The 18,537-nt window shown below is 67.9% G+C and carries 17 protein-coding genes and 1 pseudogene; 8 read left to right on the top strand and 10 right to left on the bottom strand.

Annotated features, from left to right (window positions below):
- The 4 genes and pseudogenes from AC1DNF_RS34280 to AC1DNF_RS34295 all read left to right on the top strand — a co-directional run.
- Positions 1–468, top strand: a pseudogene (locus AC1DNF_RS34280) (hypothetical protein); the annotation flags it as partial.
- 100 nt (positions 469–568) lie between these two features.
- Positions 569–940, top strand: a complete 372-nt coding sequence (locus AC1DNF_RS34285) for a hypothetical protein (protein WP_478153224.1) — start codon at positions 569–571, stop codon at positions 938–940.
- Positions 941–949: 9 nt separating this feature from the next.
- A complete protein-coding gene (locus AC1DNF_RS34290; protein WP_478153225.1) occupies positions 950–1,627 on the top strand; it encodes a C39 family peptidase in 678 nt (225 codons plus the stop codon).
- A complete protein-coding gene (locus AC1DNF_RS34295; RefSeq protein ID WP_478153226.1) occupies positions 1,627–2,163 on the top strand; it encodes a hypothetical protein in 537 nt (178 codons plus the stop codon). Before AC1DNF_RS34290 ends, AC1DNF_RS34295 begins: the two co-directional genes overlap by 1 nt.
- Positions 2,164–2,211: 48 nt before the next feature.
- On the opposite strand, the gene AC1DNF_RS34300 is transcribed toward AC1DNF_RS34295, so the two are convergent.
- Positions 2,212–2,937: an HAD family hydrolase gene (locus tag AC1DNF_RS34300; protein ID WP_478153228.1), complete on the bottom strand. Its 726-nt coding sequence runs from the start codon at positions 2,935–2,937 to the stop codon at positions 2,212–2,214.
- Positions 2,938–2,952: 15 nt separating this feature from the next.
- Between AC1DNF_RS34300 and hemH the strand changes: the two genes are divergently transcribed.
- Complete coding sequence (hemH, locus tag AC1DNF_RS34305; RefSeq protein ID WP_478153230.1) at positions 2,953–4,008, top strand: ferrochelatase; 1,056 nt, start codon at positions 2,953–2,955, stop codon at positions 4,006–4,008.
- Position 4,009: 1 nt separating this feature from the next.
- Here hemH and AC1DNF_RS34310 read toward each other — a convergent pair whose 3' ends face one another.
- The 8 genes from AC1DNF_RS34310 to AC1DNF_RS34345 all read right to left on the bottom strand — a co-directional run bounded on the left by AC1DNF_RS34310 (position 4,010) and on the right by AC1DNF_RS34345 (position 11,985).
- Positions 4,010–4,516 (bottom strand): DUF1993 domain-containing protein, encoded by a 507-nt coding sequence (locus AC1DNF_RS34310; RefSeq protein ID WP_478153232.1) that lies wholly within the window; start codon positions 4,514–4,516, stop codon positions 4,010–4,012.
- Positions 4,517–4,567: 51 nt separating this feature from the next.
- Positions 4,568–5,446: an alpha/beta fold hydrolase gene (locus tag AC1DNF_RS34315; RefSeq protein WP_478153233.1), complete on the bottom strand. Its 879-nt coding sequence runs from the start codon at positions 5,444–5,446 to the stop codon at positions 4,568–4,570.
- Positions 5,443–6,507 carry a branched-chain amino acid ABC transporter permease gene (locus AC1DNF_RS34320; RefSeq protein ID WP_478153235.1) on the bottom strand — a complete coding sequence of 355 codons (1,065 nt, stop codon included), beginning with the start codon at positions 6,505–6,507 and terminating at the stop codon, positions 5,443–5,445. Before AC1DNF_RS34320 ends, AC1DNF_RS34315 begins: the two co-directional genes overlap by 4 nt.
- A gap of 10 nt (positions 6,508–6,517) precedes the next feature.
- Complete coding sequence (locus tag AC1DNF_RS34325) at positions 6,518–7,501, bottom strand: branched-chain amino acid ABC transporter permease (protein WP_478153237.1); 984 nt, start codon at positions 7,499–7,501, stop codon at positions 6,518–6,520.
- Entirely contained in the window at positions 7,498–8,223 is a 726-nt protein-coding gene (locus tag AC1DNF_RS34330) for an ABC transporter ATP-binding protein (protein ID WP_478153239.1), read from the bottom strand. Before AC1DNF_RS34330 ends, AC1DNF_RS34325 begins: the two co-directional genes overlap by 4 nt.
- Complete coding sequence (locus AC1DNF_RS34335) at positions 8,220–8,984, bottom strand: ABC transporter ATP-binding protein (protein WP_478153241.1); 765 nt, start codon at positions 8,982–8,984, stop codon at positions 8,220–8,222. Before AC1DNF_RS34335 ends, AC1DNF_RS34330 begins: the two co-directional genes overlap by 4 nt.
- 121 nt (positions 8,985–9,105) lie before the next feature.
- On the bottom strand, positions 9,106–10,299 hold the full coding sequence (locus AC1DNF_RS34340) for a substrate-binding domain-containing protein (protein WP_478153243.1): 1,194 nt from the start codon (positions 10,297–10,299) through the stop codon (positions 9,106–9,108).
- A 150-nt stretch (positions 10,300–10,449) separates the two neighbouring features.
- On the bottom strand, positions 10,450–11,985 hold the full coding sequence (locus AC1DNF_RS34345) for a sigma-54 interaction domain-containing protein (RefSeq protein WP_478153245.1): 1,536 nt from the start codon (positions 11,983–11,985) through the stop codon (positions 10,450–10,452).
- A gap of 301 nt (positions 11,986–12,286) precedes the next feature.
- On the opposite strand from AC1DNF_RS34345, the gene AC1DNF_RS34350 reads away from it, so the two are divergent.
- The 3 genes from AC1DNF_RS34350 to AC1DNF_RS34360 are packed head-to-tail and all read left to right on the top strand — an operon-like array spanning position 12,287 to position 18,060.
- Positions 12,287–13,765 carry an efflux transporter outer membrane subunit gene (locus AC1DNF_RS34350; RefSeq protein ID WP_478153246.1) on the top strand — a complete coding sequence of 493 codons (1,479 nt, stop codon included), beginning with the start codon at positions 12,287–12,289 and terminating at the stop codon, positions 13,763–13,765.
- Positions 13,762–14,922 (top strand): efflux RND transporter periplasmic adaptor subunit, encoded by a 1,161-nt coding sequence (locus tag AC1DNF_RS34355; protein WP_478153247.1) that lies wholly within the window; start codon positions 13,762–13,764, stop codon positions 14,920–14,922. Before AC1DNF_RS34350 ends, AC1DNF_RS34355 begins: the two co-directional genes overlap by 4 nt.
- Positions 14,923–14,934: 12 nt before the next feature.
- A complete protein-coding gene (locus AC1DNF_RS34360; RefSeq protein ID WP_478153248.1) occupies positions 14,935–18,060 on the top strand; it encodes an efflux RND transporter permease subunit in 3,126 nt (1,041 codons plus the stop codon).
- Between the two features lie 63 nt (positions 18,061–18,123).
- On the opposite strand, the gene AC1DNF_RS34365 is transcribed toward AC1DNF_RS34360, so the two are convergent.
- Entirely contained in the window at positions 18,124–18,504 is a 381-nt protein-coding gene (locus AC1DNF_RS34365; protein ID WP_478153250.1) for a helicase SNF2, read from the bottom strand.
- Between the last annotated feature and the right edge of the window lie 33 nt (positions 18,505–18,537).

Here is an 18,537-nt window from a genome sequence, read left to right on the forward strand (position 1 = left end):
GCCGGCGGCGGCGGCGGCGCGGGTGGTGCGGGCGGCGCGGGCGGCGCCGGCGGCATGGGCGGCACGGCGACCAGCACGGGCGGCGGAACTCGTACCGCAGGCTTGGGCACTGGCGGCGCGGGCGGATCCGGCACCAACGGCAGCGCGACCAATGGCAGCGCCAGCAACGGCAACAACACTGCCGGCAGCGGCGGTGCTGGCGGCAGCGGCACGGGCGGAGCCGGCGGCGCGGGCAGCGGCGGGACCAATACGGCACAGGGCGGCACGGGCGGTACGGGCCAAGGCGGCACCGGCGGCGCGGGCGGCACCAACACCGTCAATGCCGGAACGTTCAGCATGGCCAACACCATGTCGAGCGTCGGGCAGACGGCAGCCGGCATCATGGTCGCGAACCAGAACAGCGGCATGTCCTCGCTGGTCCAGCAAAGCGTGAACGTTCAGGCCAACCTGCACGTAGGACAACCGTAGGACCGACAAGGTCGCGGCCAGCGGGTCTCACCGGCGGTCTGCGCTTGCAGGTCGCCGGTGGCTGTTGGCACGCTCCCAACGAAGACCGAAGGGAGACATCATGAAGTCCATCATCCGGTCCGGGTTCGTTTGCCTGGCCCTCGCATCCAGCTGGATGCTTCCGGCCGCGGCGCAGACGCCGGTGTCGGCGAACGGGATCGCGCAGCAGGCAGGCGGCCCCGCCGCGACCTTCGCCGCGCCGGTCGACCCGAGTGCGCTTGCCGCCTATCGCGGAGGCACCCAGGTCGTCACCAACGACATGACGCTGGCCGGCACCACGGCCGAGAACACGGCCAGCCACGTGAACACGGGCAGCAACATGATCGGCTCCGGCGCGTTTTCCAGCATGAGCGGCATTCCGGTGGTCATCCAGAACTCCGGAGCGAACGTGCTGATCCAGAACGCGCTCATTGTCCACATGCAGATGAACTGAGGCCGCGTCATGCGCAAGCTCTGGTTCTTCTTCGCGCTGCTCGCGGGAGCCGCCTCGGCTCCCGCGGAGCGCGCGTATTTCCCGTCCATCGGAGCCGGCGGCGATGTCACCCTGCCCGTCACAAGCATCCAGAGGGCCCGCGTCGCTCGCACGATGCTTCAGCAATTCGACTTCAGTTGCGGATCGGCAGCGGTCGCGACGCTGCTGACGCATCACTATGACTATCCGGTCAGCGAGCAGCAGGTGTTCGAGGAAATGTACGCGCGCGGCGACCAGAAGAAGATTCACACCGAAGGCTTTTCGCTGCTTGACATGAAGCGCTACCTGGCGGCGCACGGCTTCGAGGCCGACGGCTTCGTCGAGCCACTCGACAAGCTCAACGAGGCGCGCGTTCCCGCCATCGTGCTCATCAACGAGAACGGCTACCACCACTTCGTGGTCGTCAAGGGCTTACAGGCCGACCGTGTACTGATCGGCGATCCGGCGAACGGCACCCGCGCCGTTCCGCGCAAGGAATTCGAAGCCAACTGGAAGAACCACCTGCTCTTCGTGGTTCACAACCGCATGGAGCAGGCGCACTTCAACGTCGCGGCCGACTGGCGCGTGGCACCGCGCGCACCGTTCGGCGAGGGACTCAACAGAGATGGGGGCATCGGCCTGCCCAAGCTGGGGCCGGGAGAGTTCTGATGAAAGCACGCCGCATCGCGCAACTGCTCATCCCGGCACTCACGCTGGTGCTCATGAGCATTCCGGGCTTCTCAGCCTCCGCCGCCGATGGAAAACCGGCGTCGGAAAGAGACGGCGCCATATGGATGGCGGTGAGCGACAAGCGCCTGGACGTGCTGCGCGGCGGCTTCGATGCGGGCGGCGGCCTGCTGGTCAGCCTGGGCATCACGCGCGCCGTCTACATCAACGGCGCTCTGATCACGCAGACGACGCTCAATTTCGGCAGGGTCACGGACCTCACGACCGCCCAGGCCGCGCAGCTCAACCGCCAGCTCGCGACCTTGAATCTGGTGCAGAACGGTCCCGGCAACTTCGTCCAGCCCGGCGCGGCGAACGGTGCGACCGGCGGCACCATCATCCAGAACACACTGAACAACCAGCAGATCGTGAATCAGACCGTGATCAATGCGAGCAGCAACGCAATGGGCATGATGAGAAATCTGAATCTCCAGAACACGCTGGCCGATACCCTGTCCCGCGCCGCTGCGCCACGCTGAACCGGCGCGAGTCGAACACACGAATGCGACGACTGGCGCCAAGCGCCCCTAGGCCGAGTCCAGCGCAATGCACAGCGCGTGCAGATTCGGGATGATCAAGTGCGGCCTCGCGCCGTGTTCCCAGGGCCGCTCGTCGCGCACGAGCCAGGCGGCCTGCATGCCGGCATCGAGCGCGCCGACCACGTCCAGCGCCGCATCGTCGCCGACGTGCAGAACATCCTTCGGCAGCAATCCGACGGAAGCCGCGGCGGCGCGGAAGATCGGCGCATGCGGTTTGCCACTGCCGAACGCGCGCGCGTTGAAAGCCGAGCGGAACCAGCGCCCCACCCCGGTCAGATGGATGTCGGCGTTGCCGTTGGAAATGGCCACCAGTGGATAGCGCTCGCTCAACCACTTGAGCGCAGGCAGGACATCGTCGTAGAGCGTCACGCGCTGGCGTTCGGCGAAGAAGGCGTCGAAGGCGGGGTCGGCCAGCTCGGGGTCTTCGCCGGCGCGCCGCAACGCGGTGCGGATCGATTCGCGGCGCAGCGCGCTCAAGTCGTGCGCGAGATCCGAGCGTTCCTTGGCTGTCGCCTCGCGCAACTCGCGCAGGACGCCGGGTGTCAGCAACAGGCCGGCCGTCTTCGGCGCCTCGCGCACCAGCCATTCGTGCAAGACGCGCTCGGCACGCTCGATGGTGGGCCAGATGGGCCACAGGGTGTCGTCCAGGTCCAGCGAAATCGCGGCGATGCGCTTCACGTCGAGCGCCTGGGGGTCGGGGGTCGTCGAATCCATGACCGAGAATATCGCATGCCCTTTCGCCCCGAACCCCCTCTCGCAGAGACCACACAGGCACGAACGGCCGTCCTCTGGTGCAACCTCGGCTCGCCCGATGAGCCCACGGCGGCCGCCGTTCGCCCCTACCTCGCGGACTTTCTCGGCGATCCGCGCGTGGTCGAGATTCCGAGGCTGCTGTGGGCGCTGATCCTGCACGGCATCATCCTGCGCACGCGCCCGGCCAAGTCGGCCGCCAAGTACGCGAGCATCTGGATGGCCGAAGGCTCGCCACTCAAGGTGTGGACGCGCAAGCAGGCCACCATGCTGGCGGGCTGGCTGGGCGAACGCGGGCATCGCGTGATCGTGCGCGACGCGATGCGCTACGGCAGCCCCTCCGTGGCCGCGCAGCTCGACGCACTCAAGGCCGAAGGCGCAACCCGCGTGCTCGTGCTGCAGGCCTACCCTCAGTACTCGGCCACCACCACGGCCAGCGTGATCGACGCGGTCGGCGCCTGGAGCGCGGAGGTGCGCCGTCTGCCCGAATTCCGCTTTGTCAACGACTACCATGACGAGCCGCTCTACATCGAGGCCCTGGCCCAGAGCGCGACACGCCACTGGCAGCACAACGGCAGGCCCGACCTGCTGCTGATGAGCTTCCACGGCATTCCCCAGCGCAACATCAGCCTCGGCGACCCCTACCAGTCGCAATGCCTCGCGACCGCGCGCCTGCTGGCCGAGCGGCTGAAGCTCACGCCGGCGCAATACCGTGTCACCTTCCAATCCCGCTTCGGCCGCGCCAAGTGGCTCGAGCCCTACACCGAACCCACGCTGCGCGAACTCGGCGCGGCGGGGGTGTCACGCGTCGACGTGATGTGCCCGGGCTTTCCGGCCGACTGTCTCGAGACGCTGGAAGAAATCGCCATGGAAGGCCGCGAGGCCTTCCTGCATTCGGGAGGCAAGGAGTTCCACTACATCCCCTGCCTCAACGACAGCCCGGCATGGATCACGGCGCTGGCCGGCATCGCCGAGCGCCATCTGGGCGGATGGCCGACGGGGCCTCGGTCGGCGGACAGCCCGGCAGGGGGATAGCTCAGAAGCGGCCGAGGTAGTCGATCTTGCCGATCGGTACGCCGCTGTGGCGCAGGATGCCGTACGCGGTCACGACGTGGAACATGAAATTCGGCAGCGCCCATTCAAGCAGATAACGCTGGCCGGTCAACTGCACTTCGCCGCCGCGCATCTTGATCGTGATGGCGCGCTCTTCCGCGCCGTCGATCGACGCGCGATCGACACCCTTGAGAAAGTCCAGCGTCTTGGTGATGCGCGCCAGCAGCTCCTCGTAAGTCGTCTCGGTATCGGGAAAGCTAGGCGCGGTGATACCGGCCAGCCGCGCCGCGCCGAGCTTGGACGCATCGCTGGCGCTCTGCACCTGCCCCGCCAGCGTGAACATGTCCGGTGCGAGCCGCGAATTGACCAGCACGGCGGGATCGATGCCGCTGGACTGTGCATGCGCGAGGCCCTTTTCCAGCAGGTGCGAGAGTTGGCCGAGCCCGCGGGTGAAGACCGGGACAGATACGTCGTAGAGCGAAAGCGCCATGGGAAAGACTCCGTGATTGAAATTGCGGCCCGATTGTCGGGGCGCTTCCGATCACGTGCCGGCGGCGCGGATAAAGGCCTCGATCGGCTCCAGATGCGCAGGAACATTCAGCGCCGGCGCGTGCCCGCAACCCGCCACTTCGAGCACCTGCAGACGCCCCGCGGCGCCGGGCCCGCGGCCGCGCATCGCCTCCAGCGTCTCGGGCAGGACGAGGTCCGAGGCCTCGCCGCGCAGGCACAGGACCGGGGCCTCGATGGCGTCGTAGTGCGGCCAAAGCAGGTAGTCGTCGGGATGGGCGATGAACTGCCGCACCATGGCCGGGTCGTAGTGCGGCGTCACGCGGCCATCCGGCAGTCGCCGCGTCGAGGTCTCCGTCAGCCGGCGCCACTGGGCGTCGCTGAGCCAGCCGTAGGGCTTGTAGACCGTCCGAAAGAAGGCCTCCAGTTCGAGCACGGTGTCGAAGGCCGGCGGCTGGCCCGCGTACGAACGGATGCGTTGGACGGCGGCGTCCGCGATCTGCGGCGCGTTGTCGTTGAGCACCAGGCTGGCGATGCGCGTTCTCATCCGCGGCTCGGCCAGCCCCGACGCGCAAACCATGCCGATGGCTCCTCCCATCGAGGTGCCGACCCAATGCACGCGCGTGAGCTTCAGCGCGTCGAACAACCCGGCCGCGATCCGGGCATAGAAGGCAAGCTGGTACTCGTCGTCCGGCACCGGGCTCCATTGGCTCAGGCCGCGGCCGATGGTGTCGGGGCAGATCACGCGAAAGCCGCGACCCGCGAAGTGCGCGGCGAGATCGTCCATGTCGCGCGCGGTGCGCGCCAGGCCATGCCAGGCAACCACCACCGGGCCGGCGGCATCGCCCCAATCCATCCAGTGGATCTCGCGCCCCGCGAGTTGCAGGTAGTTCGAAGTGGGGGTGTCGTTCATTGCATTGCCCTCGCGCGAAGACGGCCGACGACGCCGGTCGGAAAATAGTAGACCGAGAGCACGAACAGCACGCCGAGCCACAGCAGCCAACGATCGGGCGACAACAGGGCGGCGAGCCACGGCGCGCCGCTGGCCGCTTCGCTGCCGATGCGCAGCAGGTCCTGCAGGTAGCTCTGCGCCACCACGAACAGTGCGGCGCCGACGATGGCGCCGTAGATGGTGCCCATCCCACCGATCACGACGATCAGCAGCACGTCGACCATGATCTCGAAGCTCAGCGAGGTGTCGGGTCCGTTGTAGCGCAGCCAGATCGCCAGCATCGCGCCCGCGACCGTCGCGAACAGCGCCGACAGCACCGAAGCCGTCGTGCGGTACACCACCACCCGGTAGCCGATCGCCTCGGCACGGAATTCGTTCTCGCGGATCGCCTGCAGCACGCGTCCGAAGGGCGAGTTCACGATGCGCAGAAGTGCCAGCACCAGCAGCACCGCCGTGACGAACAGAAGGTAGTAGCACAGCAGCCGGCCGTCGAGCGACACGCCGAGGAAGGGCTCATCGGAGAACTCGAAGCTCGGCGAAATCAGCGCCGGCATCTTGAAGGTCAGGCCATCCTCGCCGCCGGTGAAGTCCGAGAGCTGGGATGCCAGCGTCTGGAAAGCGGAGGCCACGGCGAGCGTGATCATCGCGAAGAAGATCGCGCGCACCCGCAGGGAGAACAGGCCGATCGCGAGCGACAGCAGCAGCGAGACGACCAGCGCGGCGCCCAGCCCCAGCAGCACCGCGCCCCACCCTGCCCCCAGCCGCGTCGCCGAGATCGCGATGCCATAGGCACCGATGCCGAAGAACATCGTGTGCGCGAAGCTCACGATGCCGGTGTAGCCCAGCAACAGGTCGAAGCTCGCAACCAGCACGATGAAGACCAGCACCTTGGCCGCCACGCTCAGCGCCTTGACGCCGGGGAAGATGAACGGCGCGAAGGCCAGGCTCAACACGAGAGCGACGAGCAGGACGGCGAGCACGCGGCTGCGCGGCATGTCCTTGGAAAGAAGACGGGTCAGCATGTCACTCCTCCTAGCGGCTGCCGGCAACGGGATAGACGCCCTGCGGGCGCCACAGCAGCACCGCCACCATCAGCGCGATGCTCGCGAACTGCGTCGCGGACGGCAGCAGGAAGCCCGTGTAGTTGGTCATCAGCCCGACCAGCAAGGCGCCGATCAGCGCGCCCGTCGTCGAACCGAGGCCCCCGATGATGATCACGATGAAGATCAGCACATTGACCTGCGCGCCCATCTGCGGAATCAGATTCTGCTGGAACAGCCCCCACATCACGCCGCCCAGGCCCGCGAGCGCGCTGCCGACCACGAAGACACCGACGAACAGGCGTGCGATGCGGTAGCCGAGCGACTCGACCATCTCGCGGTCCTGCACGCCGGCGCGGATCAACAGCCCGATCTTGGTACGCGCCAGCGTCCACGCGAGCACGGCGAAGACGAAGATGCCCACCGCGACCGCCAACAGCCGGTACTTGCTGATGGCCGCGTCGCCCACCAGCAGCGAGCCGCGCAGCGCCTCGGGCAAGGGCAGCGGAATCTGCGCCGGCCCCCAGATGACCTTGATCAGCTCCTCGCCGATGATCATGCCCCCCACCGTGATGAGGATCTGCTTGAGATGCTGGCCGTAGACGGGCCGCACGATGAATCGCTCGAAAGCCAGGCCCACCGCGCCGGCCACTGCCATCGCGACCAGCATCGCGGGGAACACCGCCACCAGGTTGCGCCAGAGTTCCTGCGAGCCGGTCCAGTCGCCCATGGCGCCGAGCACGCTGCTGGCGACGAAGGCGCCGAGCGCGATGAAGACGCCGTGGCCGAAATTGAGAACGTCCATCAGCCCGAAGATCAGCGTGAGGCCCGAGGCGATGATGAAGATGATCATGCCCATCGCGAGCCCGGCCACCGTCAACGTGAGCCAGGTCGAGAAAGAGCCGGTCAGCGGCAGCGCGATCAGCGCGAGCACCGGCACCAGCGCCAGGGGTTTCCAGTCGAAGTCGATCTTCATAGCGCCAATCCCAGCAGCGACTGCTGCAGCTGCTCGTCCGCCGAGAACGCCGCCATGCTCCCGCTGTGCACCACGCGCCCGTTGTCCATGACGGCCACCGTGTCGCCCAGCCGCTGCGCGAAAAAGATGTTCTGCTCGACCAGCAGGATCGTGACGCCGCTGCGCTTGAGTTCGCTGAAGGCGTCGATCATGTTGTTGATGATGGCGGGCGCGAGACCCTTGCTGGGCTCGTCGATGATGAGCAGCTCGCGCGGCTCGACGATCGCCCGGGCGACGGCGAGCATCTGCTTCTGGCCGCCCGAGAGCTTCCCGGCGGGGTGGTTCCAGAACTTCTCGACCGCCGGGAACAGCTTGAAGATCCACTTCAGCCGCGCGTCGTCCATCTGCTCGGCGTTCTTCGCGCCGCGCGCGGCGAGCAGCATGTTCTCCTTCACCGTGAGGTCGGAGAAGATGCCCATGTTCTCGGGCACGTAGGCGATGCCGAGTCCGGCGATCTGCGGCGTGAGCAGCGCGGTGATGTCCTTGCCGCCGAAGCGCACGCGGCCCTGCGACGCATGCCACAGGCCCATGATGGTTCGCAGCGTGGTCGTCTTGCCCGCGCCGTTGCGCCCCAGCAGCATGGTGAGCTGGCCCCTGGGCACGGCGAGGTCCACGCCGTGGAGGATGTGATATGCGCCGATGTGCGTGTGCACGCCCTGCAGTTCGAGAAGGGCGGCACTCATGCGGTCTCCTTCGCGATGCCCAGATAGGCCTCCTGCACGACCGGCGAGGCAATGACCTCGGCCGGTTCCCCATCGGCCACCAGCTGCCCGTTGTGCAGCACGATGATCCGGTCCGCGAGTTCGCGCACCACATCCATCTTGTGTTCCACGAGCAGGATTGTCTTGGTCTTGTCCTTCTTCAGCGCGCGGATCAGGTCGAGGATCACCGGCGCTTCGGCCGCGTTCATCCCGGCCGTCGGTTCGTCGAACATGAAGACCTTCGGCTCGAGCGCCATCAGCAGCGCCACCTCGAGCTTGCGCTGGTCGCCGTGCGGCAGGCTCGCGACCGTCGCGTTTTCCTTGGCCTTGAGCGCCACGTCGGCGAGGATCTGGTCGGCCCGCTGCGTCAGCGCGTGGTGGTCGCTCCAGATGCTCCAGAGATTGAGCCCGCGCCGGTGAGCGCCGCCGCGCGTGGCCTGCACGGCGAGGCGTACGTTCTCCAGCACGCTGAGATGGGGAAACAGGTTGGTCAGCTGAAAAGCCCGGCCGAGCCCCGCGCGCGTGCGCGCCGACGCACTCAGCCCCGACAGCACCTGCCCGTCGAGCGACACCGTGCCGCTCGTGGCCTTGAGCTGCCCCGAGATGAGATTGAAGTACGTGGTCTTGCCCGCGCCATTCGGCCCGACGATCGCCGTCAATGTGCCAGGCGCAAAGCTGCAGCTGACACCGTTGACCGCGACATGGCCTCCGAAGCGAACGGTGAGATCGATGGTTTCAAGCATGACAAATGAGTTCCAAAGACACCGCGGATCCGGCTCGGCCGGTCCGCCGGTGTCGCCCCCGGCGAGGGGGCAGGCGAAGCGACACGAAGTGCGCGCAGCCTGGGGGGAGAGCCCCCCACCGTTACTTGTTCTTGATGGGAATGCTCATCTCTTCCGGCTTGATCTCATGCACCAGCTCCGGCACGCCCCATGCGAAAGCCGGGTCGACCTTGATCCTGAAGTGGTACATGCTCTGCATTGCCTGGTGGTCTTCCTTGCGGAAGGTCATCTTGCCCTTCGGCGTCTCGAAGCTCATGCCTTCCATGGTCGAGATGAGCTTGTTGGTGTTGGTGTCGCCGCCCGTCTTCTTGAGCGCGGTCACCAGGGCCGTCGCGGCCGAGAAGCCACCGGCCGTGAAGAAGTCCGGCGGCGTCTTGAACTCCTTGTAGTGCATCGACACCAGGGCGTCGTTGACCGGGTTCTTCGGGATCCCGAAGTAGTAATAGGTCGCGCCCTCCATGCCGGGGAACTGCTTGTAGCTCGCCATCGCGGGCAGGATGTTGCCGCCGGTCGCGATCTCGATGCCGTAGCGCTTCAGGTCGAGGTCCGCGATCTTGAAGGGGTTGCCGGCGCCGGCCCAGATGATCCAGATCACCTTGCGGCCGGGCTGGTCCTTGAGCTTGTCGATGATGCGCTGCGCACCGGCCGTGAAGTCGGTGGTGTTCTGCGGCAAGTACTCTTCGTGGACGATCTTCGCCTTCTTGATCGCGTCCTTGAATGCCTTCACGCCGTCACGGCCGAAGGCATAGTCCTGCGCGAGCGTGGCGATGGTGACGCCCGTCTTGTCCAGCGCCACGGCGTTGCTGATGGCGTCCTGACTCGAATTCCGCCCGGTGCGAAAGATGTACTTGTTCCACTTGTCGCCGGTGATCGAGTCGGCCACCGCGGGCTCGACCAGCAGGATCTTCTTGTACTCCTCGGCCACCGGCAGCATCGCCAGCGCGACGCCCGACGAGGTGGGGCCCACTGCGATCGCGGCCTTGTCGTCGGCGTAAGCCGCGGCGAGCAGCGACTTGCCGAGGTCCGGCTTGCCCTGGTCGTCCTTCTCGATCACGACCAGCTTCTTGCCGTTGACCATCATCGTGCCTTCGGTCGCATAGTTCAGGCCCATCATCAGGCCCGTCTGCGTCTGCTTGCCATAGGCTTCCAGCGGGCCGGTCTTGCTGTAGATGTGCGCGATGCGGATCTCGTTGGATTGCGCCCAGGCCGGGACGGTCCATGCCGAAGCGGCCATGGTGGCGAGCGCAGCCATGGCGACGAGGTGTCGACGTTGCATTCTTTGTCTCCTGATGATGATGGCTGAATATTGCACACTTCATGCCAATCGCCATCGCATTGATTGCAAAGGATTTTTCCTTCGCGGCCCCTTGCATCGTCTGGAATCAGGACAAATCGCTTGCCTGAATTTCAGACAATTGCATGTTTCTCAGTCAGGGTTTTCCAGACGTTCGTAGAGGGTCGCACGTGAGATCCCCAGCAGGCGCGAACTGGCAAGCTTGTTGCCGCCGGTGGCCGCCATGGCGGCGGCAATGGCGCGGCGCTCCAGTTCGCCGATCTGCTGTGCGAGCGGCCTGAGAAGCATCGCGCCCTCTTCGGATTCCATATCCGCGGCGGCCGGCATTTCGGGCGGCGCGATCTTCTCCTGGCCGGCCTCGCGCAGGATGCGTTCAAGTTGTGCCGCGTCAATGCGTGGCGAGTCGCTGCGCATGGTCACCTGCTCCAGCACATTGCGCAGTTCGCGGATGTTGCCGCGCCAGTGCTGCGCGGCGAGCAGCGCCAGTGCGTCGGGCGTGAGTTCGGGGGGTGCTTCGCCGCTGCGCAGCGCCATGTCGTCTCCGAGCGCCTCGACCAGCGCGGGAATGTCGGCGCGCCGCTCGCGCAGCGCCGGCACGCGCACCGGCAACACGTTGAGCCGGTAATACAGGTCTTCGCGAAAGCGCCCCTCCCGCACCAGTGCCGCGAGGTCGCGCGAGGTCGCGGCGATCACGCGCGCATCGAAGGGCACCAGCTTGTTCGAGCCGAGCGGCTCGATCTCGCCTTCCTGCAGGGCGCGCAGCAGCTTGGCCTGCAGGCCCACAGGCATGTCGCCGATCTCGTCGAGAAAGAGCGTGCCGCCGTCGGCCAGCTTGAACTTGCCTTCGCGCGCCTTGCGGTCGGCGCCGGTGAAGGCGCCGGGCGCGACGCCGAAGAACTCCGCTTCCAGAAGCGTATCGGGCACGGCAGCGATGTTCACGCTGACGAACGGCCCTGCCGCGCGCGCCGACGCGGCATGGATCGCATGCGCCAGCAGTTCCTTGCCGGTCCCCGTCTCACCCAGCAGCAGCACCGGGCTGGACGACTGCGCCGCGCGCCGCGCGTGGCGCTTGACCTCCACCGCCGCCGCGCTGCTGCCGATGAAGCTGGCGAAGGTGTACTTGGAGCGCCGCCGCCCGTCGGGCGAGTGCTGGTACAGCGGGTTGTTGCGCTGGCTCGCCAGCTCGCGCCGCGCATCGTCAAGGTCGCGCTGCAGCAGGGCGAACTTGCTGATGAGCGGCTGCAGCGTCGTTTCCGGATGATCGAAGAGCACGATGCCGATCGCGCCGATCACCTCGCCGGCCTCGCCCTCGCGTTCATCGCGCAGCGGGATGCGGCTCACGACGAAGGTACCCGCCTTGTTCGTGAGCAGGTCGACCAGGATCGGCTCGCCGGTCTCGAGCACACGGCGCATCTGCGTGTTGGGGATCACATCCTCGACCAGGTGCCCGAGGAACTGGTCGATCGACGAGAAACCGAGCGCCGGCAGGAAGCGGCGGTAGCCCTCGTTGACCCACACGATGCGCCCGCCACGGTCGACCAGGAACATGCCCTGGCTGATGCTGGAGAACAGATGAAACATCGACCGCGCCGCAAGCGCGAGGATGCCTTCGGCGTCCAGGGGAAGCGCGGATGACGGAGCTGGGGCGGCGGTGGAGGCTGCGGGCATGGCGGGCATCGTAGCGCCACGCGTGAATGCGCTTCGGCGAGATCGACCCCTTTCCATCCGCTGCTGTCCTACACGCTTCTCAGCGGCCGGTCGTCAGACGCCGTGGACCCGAGCGAGGACAACGACACCGAGCGATCCCCCCAACCGTACCCGGCATTCTCCAGACCCATCCGGGAAAGGTTTTAGGGTTTTTCCGTCTTGCTATGCTGCGCGGCTCGATCGGCGCATCCGGCCGGATCCGGGCACAGCGGCGAATCCCCTCGTTCGCCCGCCACACCTCTTTTTGCGAAACCCCGATCTCATGAGGAACCCACGGTTTCCCGCGCTCTGGCTCGCCGCTGCCTGCCTGCTCTCCGCCTGCGCGCTCCCGCGCCCACCCGAGCGAGTGACGGCGCCGGCGCCAGATCAATGGAGCACGCCCCCGCCCCACGGCGGCTCGCTGCCGACGCTGGCCCAATGGTGGCGTCAACTCGACGATCCTCTGCTGGTCGAACTGATCGACGCGGCCGAAGCGGCCAGCCCGACGGTGGCCAGCGCCGCGGCGCGCATCGCCGAAGCCCGTGCGTCGCGCGTCGCCGCCGGCGCGGCGCTCGCGCCCAAGCTCGACGGCACGCTGTCGGCCAGCCGCAGCAACTCGCCGACCAGCGGAGTCGGTGGCGCGCCGGGCGCCACCGGCTCGGCCGCTGCGCTCGTCGAATCACCGCCGATCACCACGGCCCAGGCCGGCCTGCAGGCAAGCTGGGAGATCGACCTGTTCGGCGCCCTGCGCGCAAGCCGCGATGCGACCCAGGCCCGGCTCGCGGGCGCCGACGCGAACTGGCATCAGGCGCGGGTGTCGGTCGCGGCGGAAACCGCCACCACCTACCTGGACGAACGCGCCTGCCGACGACAGCTCGCGGTGGCGGTATCGGACACACAATCGCGCGCCGAAACCGCGCGGCTCACCGAGTTGTCGGCGCGTGCCGGCTTCACCGCGCCCGCCGATGCGGCGCTCGCGCGCGCCAGCGCGTCGGACGCGTCCGCGCGCCTCACGCAGCAGCGTACGCAATGCGCCCTGCTCCGGCAGGGGCTGGCCTCGATGAGCGGCATCGACGCGCGCACGCTCGAAGCCAGGCTGGACGCCGCGCCCGTCGACCGCCCCTTGCCCGCCATTCATGCCATTGCCAGAGTCCCCGCCGAGGCGCTCGCGCAGCGGCCCGATGTGTACGCCGCCGAGCTCGGCGTCGCCGCCGCCAGCGCCGATGCGGGTGCGGCCCTGGCGCAGCGCGTTCCGCGACTCTCCTTGCAGGGATCGATCGGACGCCTCCAGTTTCGCACCGGTGGCTTCAGCGAGACCGTCGACACCTGGACCGTCGGCCCCCTCGCCCTCACAGTGCCCATCTTCGACGGCGGCGCGCTCGCCGCCAACGAGCAAGCCGCCAAGGCGCGCTACGACGAAGCCGTCGCCCTCTACCGCGCCAACGTTCGGCAGGCCGTGCGCGAGGTCGAGGAAGCGTTGATCAACCTGCAGAGCACCGATGCGCGCGCCGGCGACGCCGATGCCGCCGTGACGAACTACCAGGCCTCCTTCAATGCAACCCGGGCGCGCTACGAGAGCGGCCTGGCAAGCCTGTTCGAACTGGAGGACTCGCGCCGCACCCTTTTCGCCGCGCAGACCGCGCGCGTCTCGCTGCAACGCGAGCGCGCCGAAGCCTGGGTTTCGCTCTACCGCTCCATGGGCGGCGGCTGGAGCCGACCCGACGCCATGACAAAGACCTCTTCCGCGGCGACCTCCCCATGAAAAGAATGAAGCGCTCCACCCTCATCGCCGTGCCTGTCGTCGTGCTTCTGATCGCGGCGGCTTTGTTCCTGTTGCTGCGCGGCAAGCCGGCCCCCGGCACCGCGGCCCAGGCCAATGCAGCAGCACCCGCAGCCAGACCGACGCTGACCGTGACCGTCGCCAGGCCCGAGCAGAGCGAACTCGCCGTCACACTCACGGCCAACGGCAACGTCGCAGCCTGGCAGGAGGCCAGCGTGGGTTCGGAATCCACCGGCCTGCGCCTGGCCGAGGTGCGCGTGAACGTGGGCGACGTGGTCAAGAAGGGTCAGGTGCTCGCGACCTTCTCGCCCGAGACCATCCAGGCCGACATCGCACAGGCGCGCGCCGCGCTGGCCGAGGCCCGTGCCACCGCCGCCGACGCGGCCGGCAATGCGGCGCGGGCGCGCACCCTGCAAGCCACCGGGGCCTTGAGCCAGCAGCAGATCAACCAGTACCAGACCTCCGAGCAGACGGCCAAGGCGCGCGTCGAAGCGGCCGAGGCCGTGCTCGCCGCGCAGCAGGTGCGCGGCCGCAACACGCAAGTGCTGGCGCCCGACGACGGCGTCATCTCCTCGCGCTCCGCCACCGTGGGCAGCGTGCTCAGCGCAGGCACCGAACTGTTCCGCCTGATCCGCCAGGGCCGCCTCGAATGGCGCGCCGAAGTCACCTCCGCCGAACTGGGCCGTGTCGCCGTCGGCACGCCTGTCGCGATCACCAGCGCCAGCGGCGCGCAAGTCAACGGCAAGGTCCGCAGCGTGGCGCCGACAGTCGACCCGAAGACGCGGGCCGCGCTGGTCTACGTCGACATCCCCAATGTGCTGCAGAACACCGGCATCAAGGCGGGCATGTTCGCGCGCGGGGATTTCCAGCTGGGCCACAGCAACGCGCTCACCGTGCCGCAGGCCTCCATCGTGCCGCGCGATGGTTTCAACCATCTGCTGCTCATGCAGCCGGACAACCGCGTCTCGCAGCTGAAGGTCGAGACCGGCCGCCGCGTCGGCGACCGGGTGGAGATCCGCACGGTGCTTCCTCCGGGCGCGCGCGTGGTGGTGCAAGGGGCAGGCTTCCTGAACGACGGCGATCTCGTGCGGGTGGTCGATGCACCCGCCACCAGGCCGGCGGCCGAAGCCGCGAAATAAGGAGCACCGACGGTGAACGTATCGGCCTGGTCCATCCGCAACCCGATCCCGGCGGTCATGCTCTTCGTGCTGCTCAGCTTCGCCGGGCTCCTGTCCTTCAATGCGATGAAGGTGCAGAACTTCCCCGACATCGACCTGCCGACGGTCACCGTCTCGGCCTCGCTGCCGGGCGCGGCGCCCTCGCAACTGGAGACCGACGTTGCGCGCAAGCTCGAGAATTCGATCGCCACCATCCAGGGTCTGAAGCACATCACGACCAAGGTGCAGGACGGCGCGGCAACACTGATCGTCGAGTTCCGGCTGGAGAAGCCGGTGCAGGAGGCCGTCGACGACGTTCGCTCGGCCGTGCAACGCGTGCGCGCGGACTTGCCGGCCGACGTGCGCGATCCGGTCGTCACCAAGCTCGATTTCGCGGCGCAGCCGGTGCTGGCCTTCACCATCTCCTCCACCCGCATGGATGCGGAGTCGCTTTCCTGGTTCGTCGACAACGACATCTCGAAGAAGCTGCTGGCACTCCCCGGCGTCGGTGCCGTCACCCGCGTGGGCGGCGTCACGCGGCAAGTGCATGTCGACCTCGACGCGGCCAGGTTGCAGGCGCTCGGCGCCACCGCCGCCGACATCTCGCGCCAGCTGCGCCAGGTGCAGACCGAAAGCGCCGGCGGCCGCACCGACCTGAGCGGCAGCGAGCAGCCCGTTCGCACCCTCGCGACGGTGCAGTCGGCCGACGAATTGGCCGACATGCAGATCGCGCTGTCGGACGGTCGCCGCATCCGGCTCGACGAGGTCGCGCGCATCAGCGACACCATCGCCGAGCCGCGCGCCGCCGCGCTGCTCGACGGCCAGCCGGTGGTCGGCTTCGAGGTCGCTCGCAGCCGCGGGGCGAGCGAAGTCGAGGTCGGCGCCGCGATCCAGAAGGCGCTGACCGAAGTCCGGCTGCAGCGCCCCGACATCCAGCTCACCGAGGCCTTCAACTTCGTCAAGCCGGTGGAAGAGGAATACGACGGATCGTTGCATCTGCTCTATGAAGGCGCCATCCTCGCGGTGATCGTGGTGTGGCTGTTCCTGCGCGACTGGCGCGCAACCCTGGTGTCGGCGGTGGCGCTGCCGATGTCCGTCATTCCCGCTTTCGCGGGCATGTACCTGCTGGATTTCTCGGTCAACGTCATCTCGCTGCTCGCGCTCTCGCTGGTCGTCGGCATCCTGGTGGACGATGCGATTGTCGAGGTCGAGAACATCGTGCGCCACCTGCGCATGGGCAAGTCGCCTTACGACGCGGCGATGGAGGCGGCCGACGAGATCGGCCTGGCCGTCATCGCCACCACCTTCACCCTGATCGCCGTCTTCCTGCCGACCGCCTTCATGAGCGGGGTGGCCGGCAAGTTCTTCAAGCAGTTCGGCTGGACGGCATCGCTCGCGGTGTTCGCATCGCTGGTGGTGGCGCGCGTGCTCACGCCGATGATGGCCGCCTACATCCTCAAGCCCATCGTGGGCACGCAGAAGGATCCGCGCTGGCTCGCCGCCTACATGCGCATGGCCGAATGGTGCCTGCGGCATCGCCTGACGACCATGGTCCTCGCCACCCTCTTCTTCTTCGGCTCGATCGCGATGATCCCGCTGCTCAAGACCGGCTTCATCCCGCCCGACGACAATTCGCAGACGCAGGTCTACCTCTCGCTCCCGCCCGGCTCCACCTTGGCGCAGACCATGGCCGCGGCCGAGGAAACAAGGCGCCGCCTGATGGCGATCGAGCACGTCAAGAGCGTCTACACCACCGTGGGCGGCGGCAGCGCCGGCGGCGACCCCTTCGCCAACTTCGGCACGCCCGAGACCCGCAAGGCCACGCTGACGATCAAGCTCGACCCGCGCGGCGACCGGCCGCGCAAGCAGGTGATCGAGAACAAGATCCGCGCCGCCCTCCAGAGCCTGCCCGGCGTGCGCAGCACCGTCGGCCTGGGTGGCTCGGGCGAGAAATACATCCTCGCCCTGAGCGGAAACGATCCCCTTGCGCTGGCGACTGCCGCGCGCGCCGTGGAGCGCGACCTGCGCACCATCCCCGGCCTCGGCAACATCACCTCCACCGCGAGCCTGATCCGCCCGGAGATCGCGGTACGCCCCGACTTCGCCCGCGCCGCCGACCTGGGCGTCACCAGTTCGGCCATCGCCGAGACGCTGCGCATCGCGACCCTGGGCGACTACGACCAGGCACTGCCCAAGCTCAACCTCGCGCAGCGACAGGTGCCGATCGTGGTCAAGCTCGAAGACACCGCGCGGCAGGATCTCGCCCTGCTCGAACGCCTGTCCGTTCCCAGCGCGCGCGGACCCGTCATGCTGGGTCAGGTCGCGGCGCTCACGGTGGAGGGCGGGCCGGCCGTGATCGACCGCTACGACCGCGCGCGCAACGTCAACTTCGAGATCGAGCTGTCGGGCGTGGGCCTGGGCGACGCCAAGAAGGCGGCCATGGCCCTGCCCTCCATCCGCAACCTGCCGCCCGGCGTTCGGGTGGCCGAGGTCGGCGACGCCGAGGTCATGACCGAACTCTTCGCGAGCTTCGGCCTTGCGATGCTGACCGGCGTGCTGTGCATCTACATCGTGCTCGTGCTGCTGTTCAAGGACCTGCTGCATCCGGTCACGATCCTGTGCGCGTTGCCCTTGGCGCTCGGCGGTGCGTTCGTCGGCTTGCTGGTCGGGCAGAAGGCGCTGTCGATGCCCTCGCTGATCGGGCTCATCATGCTGATGGGCATCGCGACCAAGAACTCGATTCTGCTGGTGGAGTACGCCATCGTCGCCCGTCGCGACCACGGCCTGAGCCGGTGGGACGCGCTGCGCGATGCCTGCCACAAGCGCGCCCGGCCCATCATCATGACAACGCTCGCCATGGGCGCCGGCATGGCGCCCATTGCCATCGGCCTGGGCGCGGCGGATTCCAGCTTCCGCTCGCCGATGGCGATGGCGGTGATCGGCGGCCTCATCACCTCCACCGTGCTGAGCCTGCTGGTGGTGCCGGCCGTGTTCACCTACGTCGACGACATCGAGCACTGGATCCGGCGCACCGTCGCGCGCATCCGCGGCAAGGCGTCCAACCCCGCCGATGCGAAGGATGGGCCGCCGCTCCCCGTCGAACGCTCGACGCCTCGCTAGACACCCAAAAGCCGGGCCCCGCTTTCGCAAGGCCCGGCTTTCCGGATGGAGAACGCGCTGCGCTTACAGGGAGACATCGTTGCCGCGCGCTGCAGCCCGTGCTTGGGCGCGGATCGCGGCGCGGTCCACCGTGCTGCTGGCCACGGTCGGCGCGACGCTGGCTTCATAGCCGTCGGCGTACGGGTTCACGCTGTGTGCCGCGACCACTGCACCGGCGCGGACAGTCGAGCGGTCCGCGCTGCCGACCACCACGGGAGCGGCGCTCGCGCCGTAGCCTTCTGCATAGGGGTTGTCGCTGCGTGCCGCAACCACGGCCAGGGTGTTCACCTGAGCGCGGCTGTTGGCCGACACCGGTTGCGCCACGCCTTGGTAGGTTTCGGCTTGCGCGCCCACGGCGGCCAGGAGGGAGAGTGCTGCGGCGGCGATGATCTTCGAGGCGTTCATTCTGGATGTCCTTCAATTTGCTTTGGATGATTC

It is taken from the genome of Variovorax sp. 01T432 (assembly GCF_056398605.1).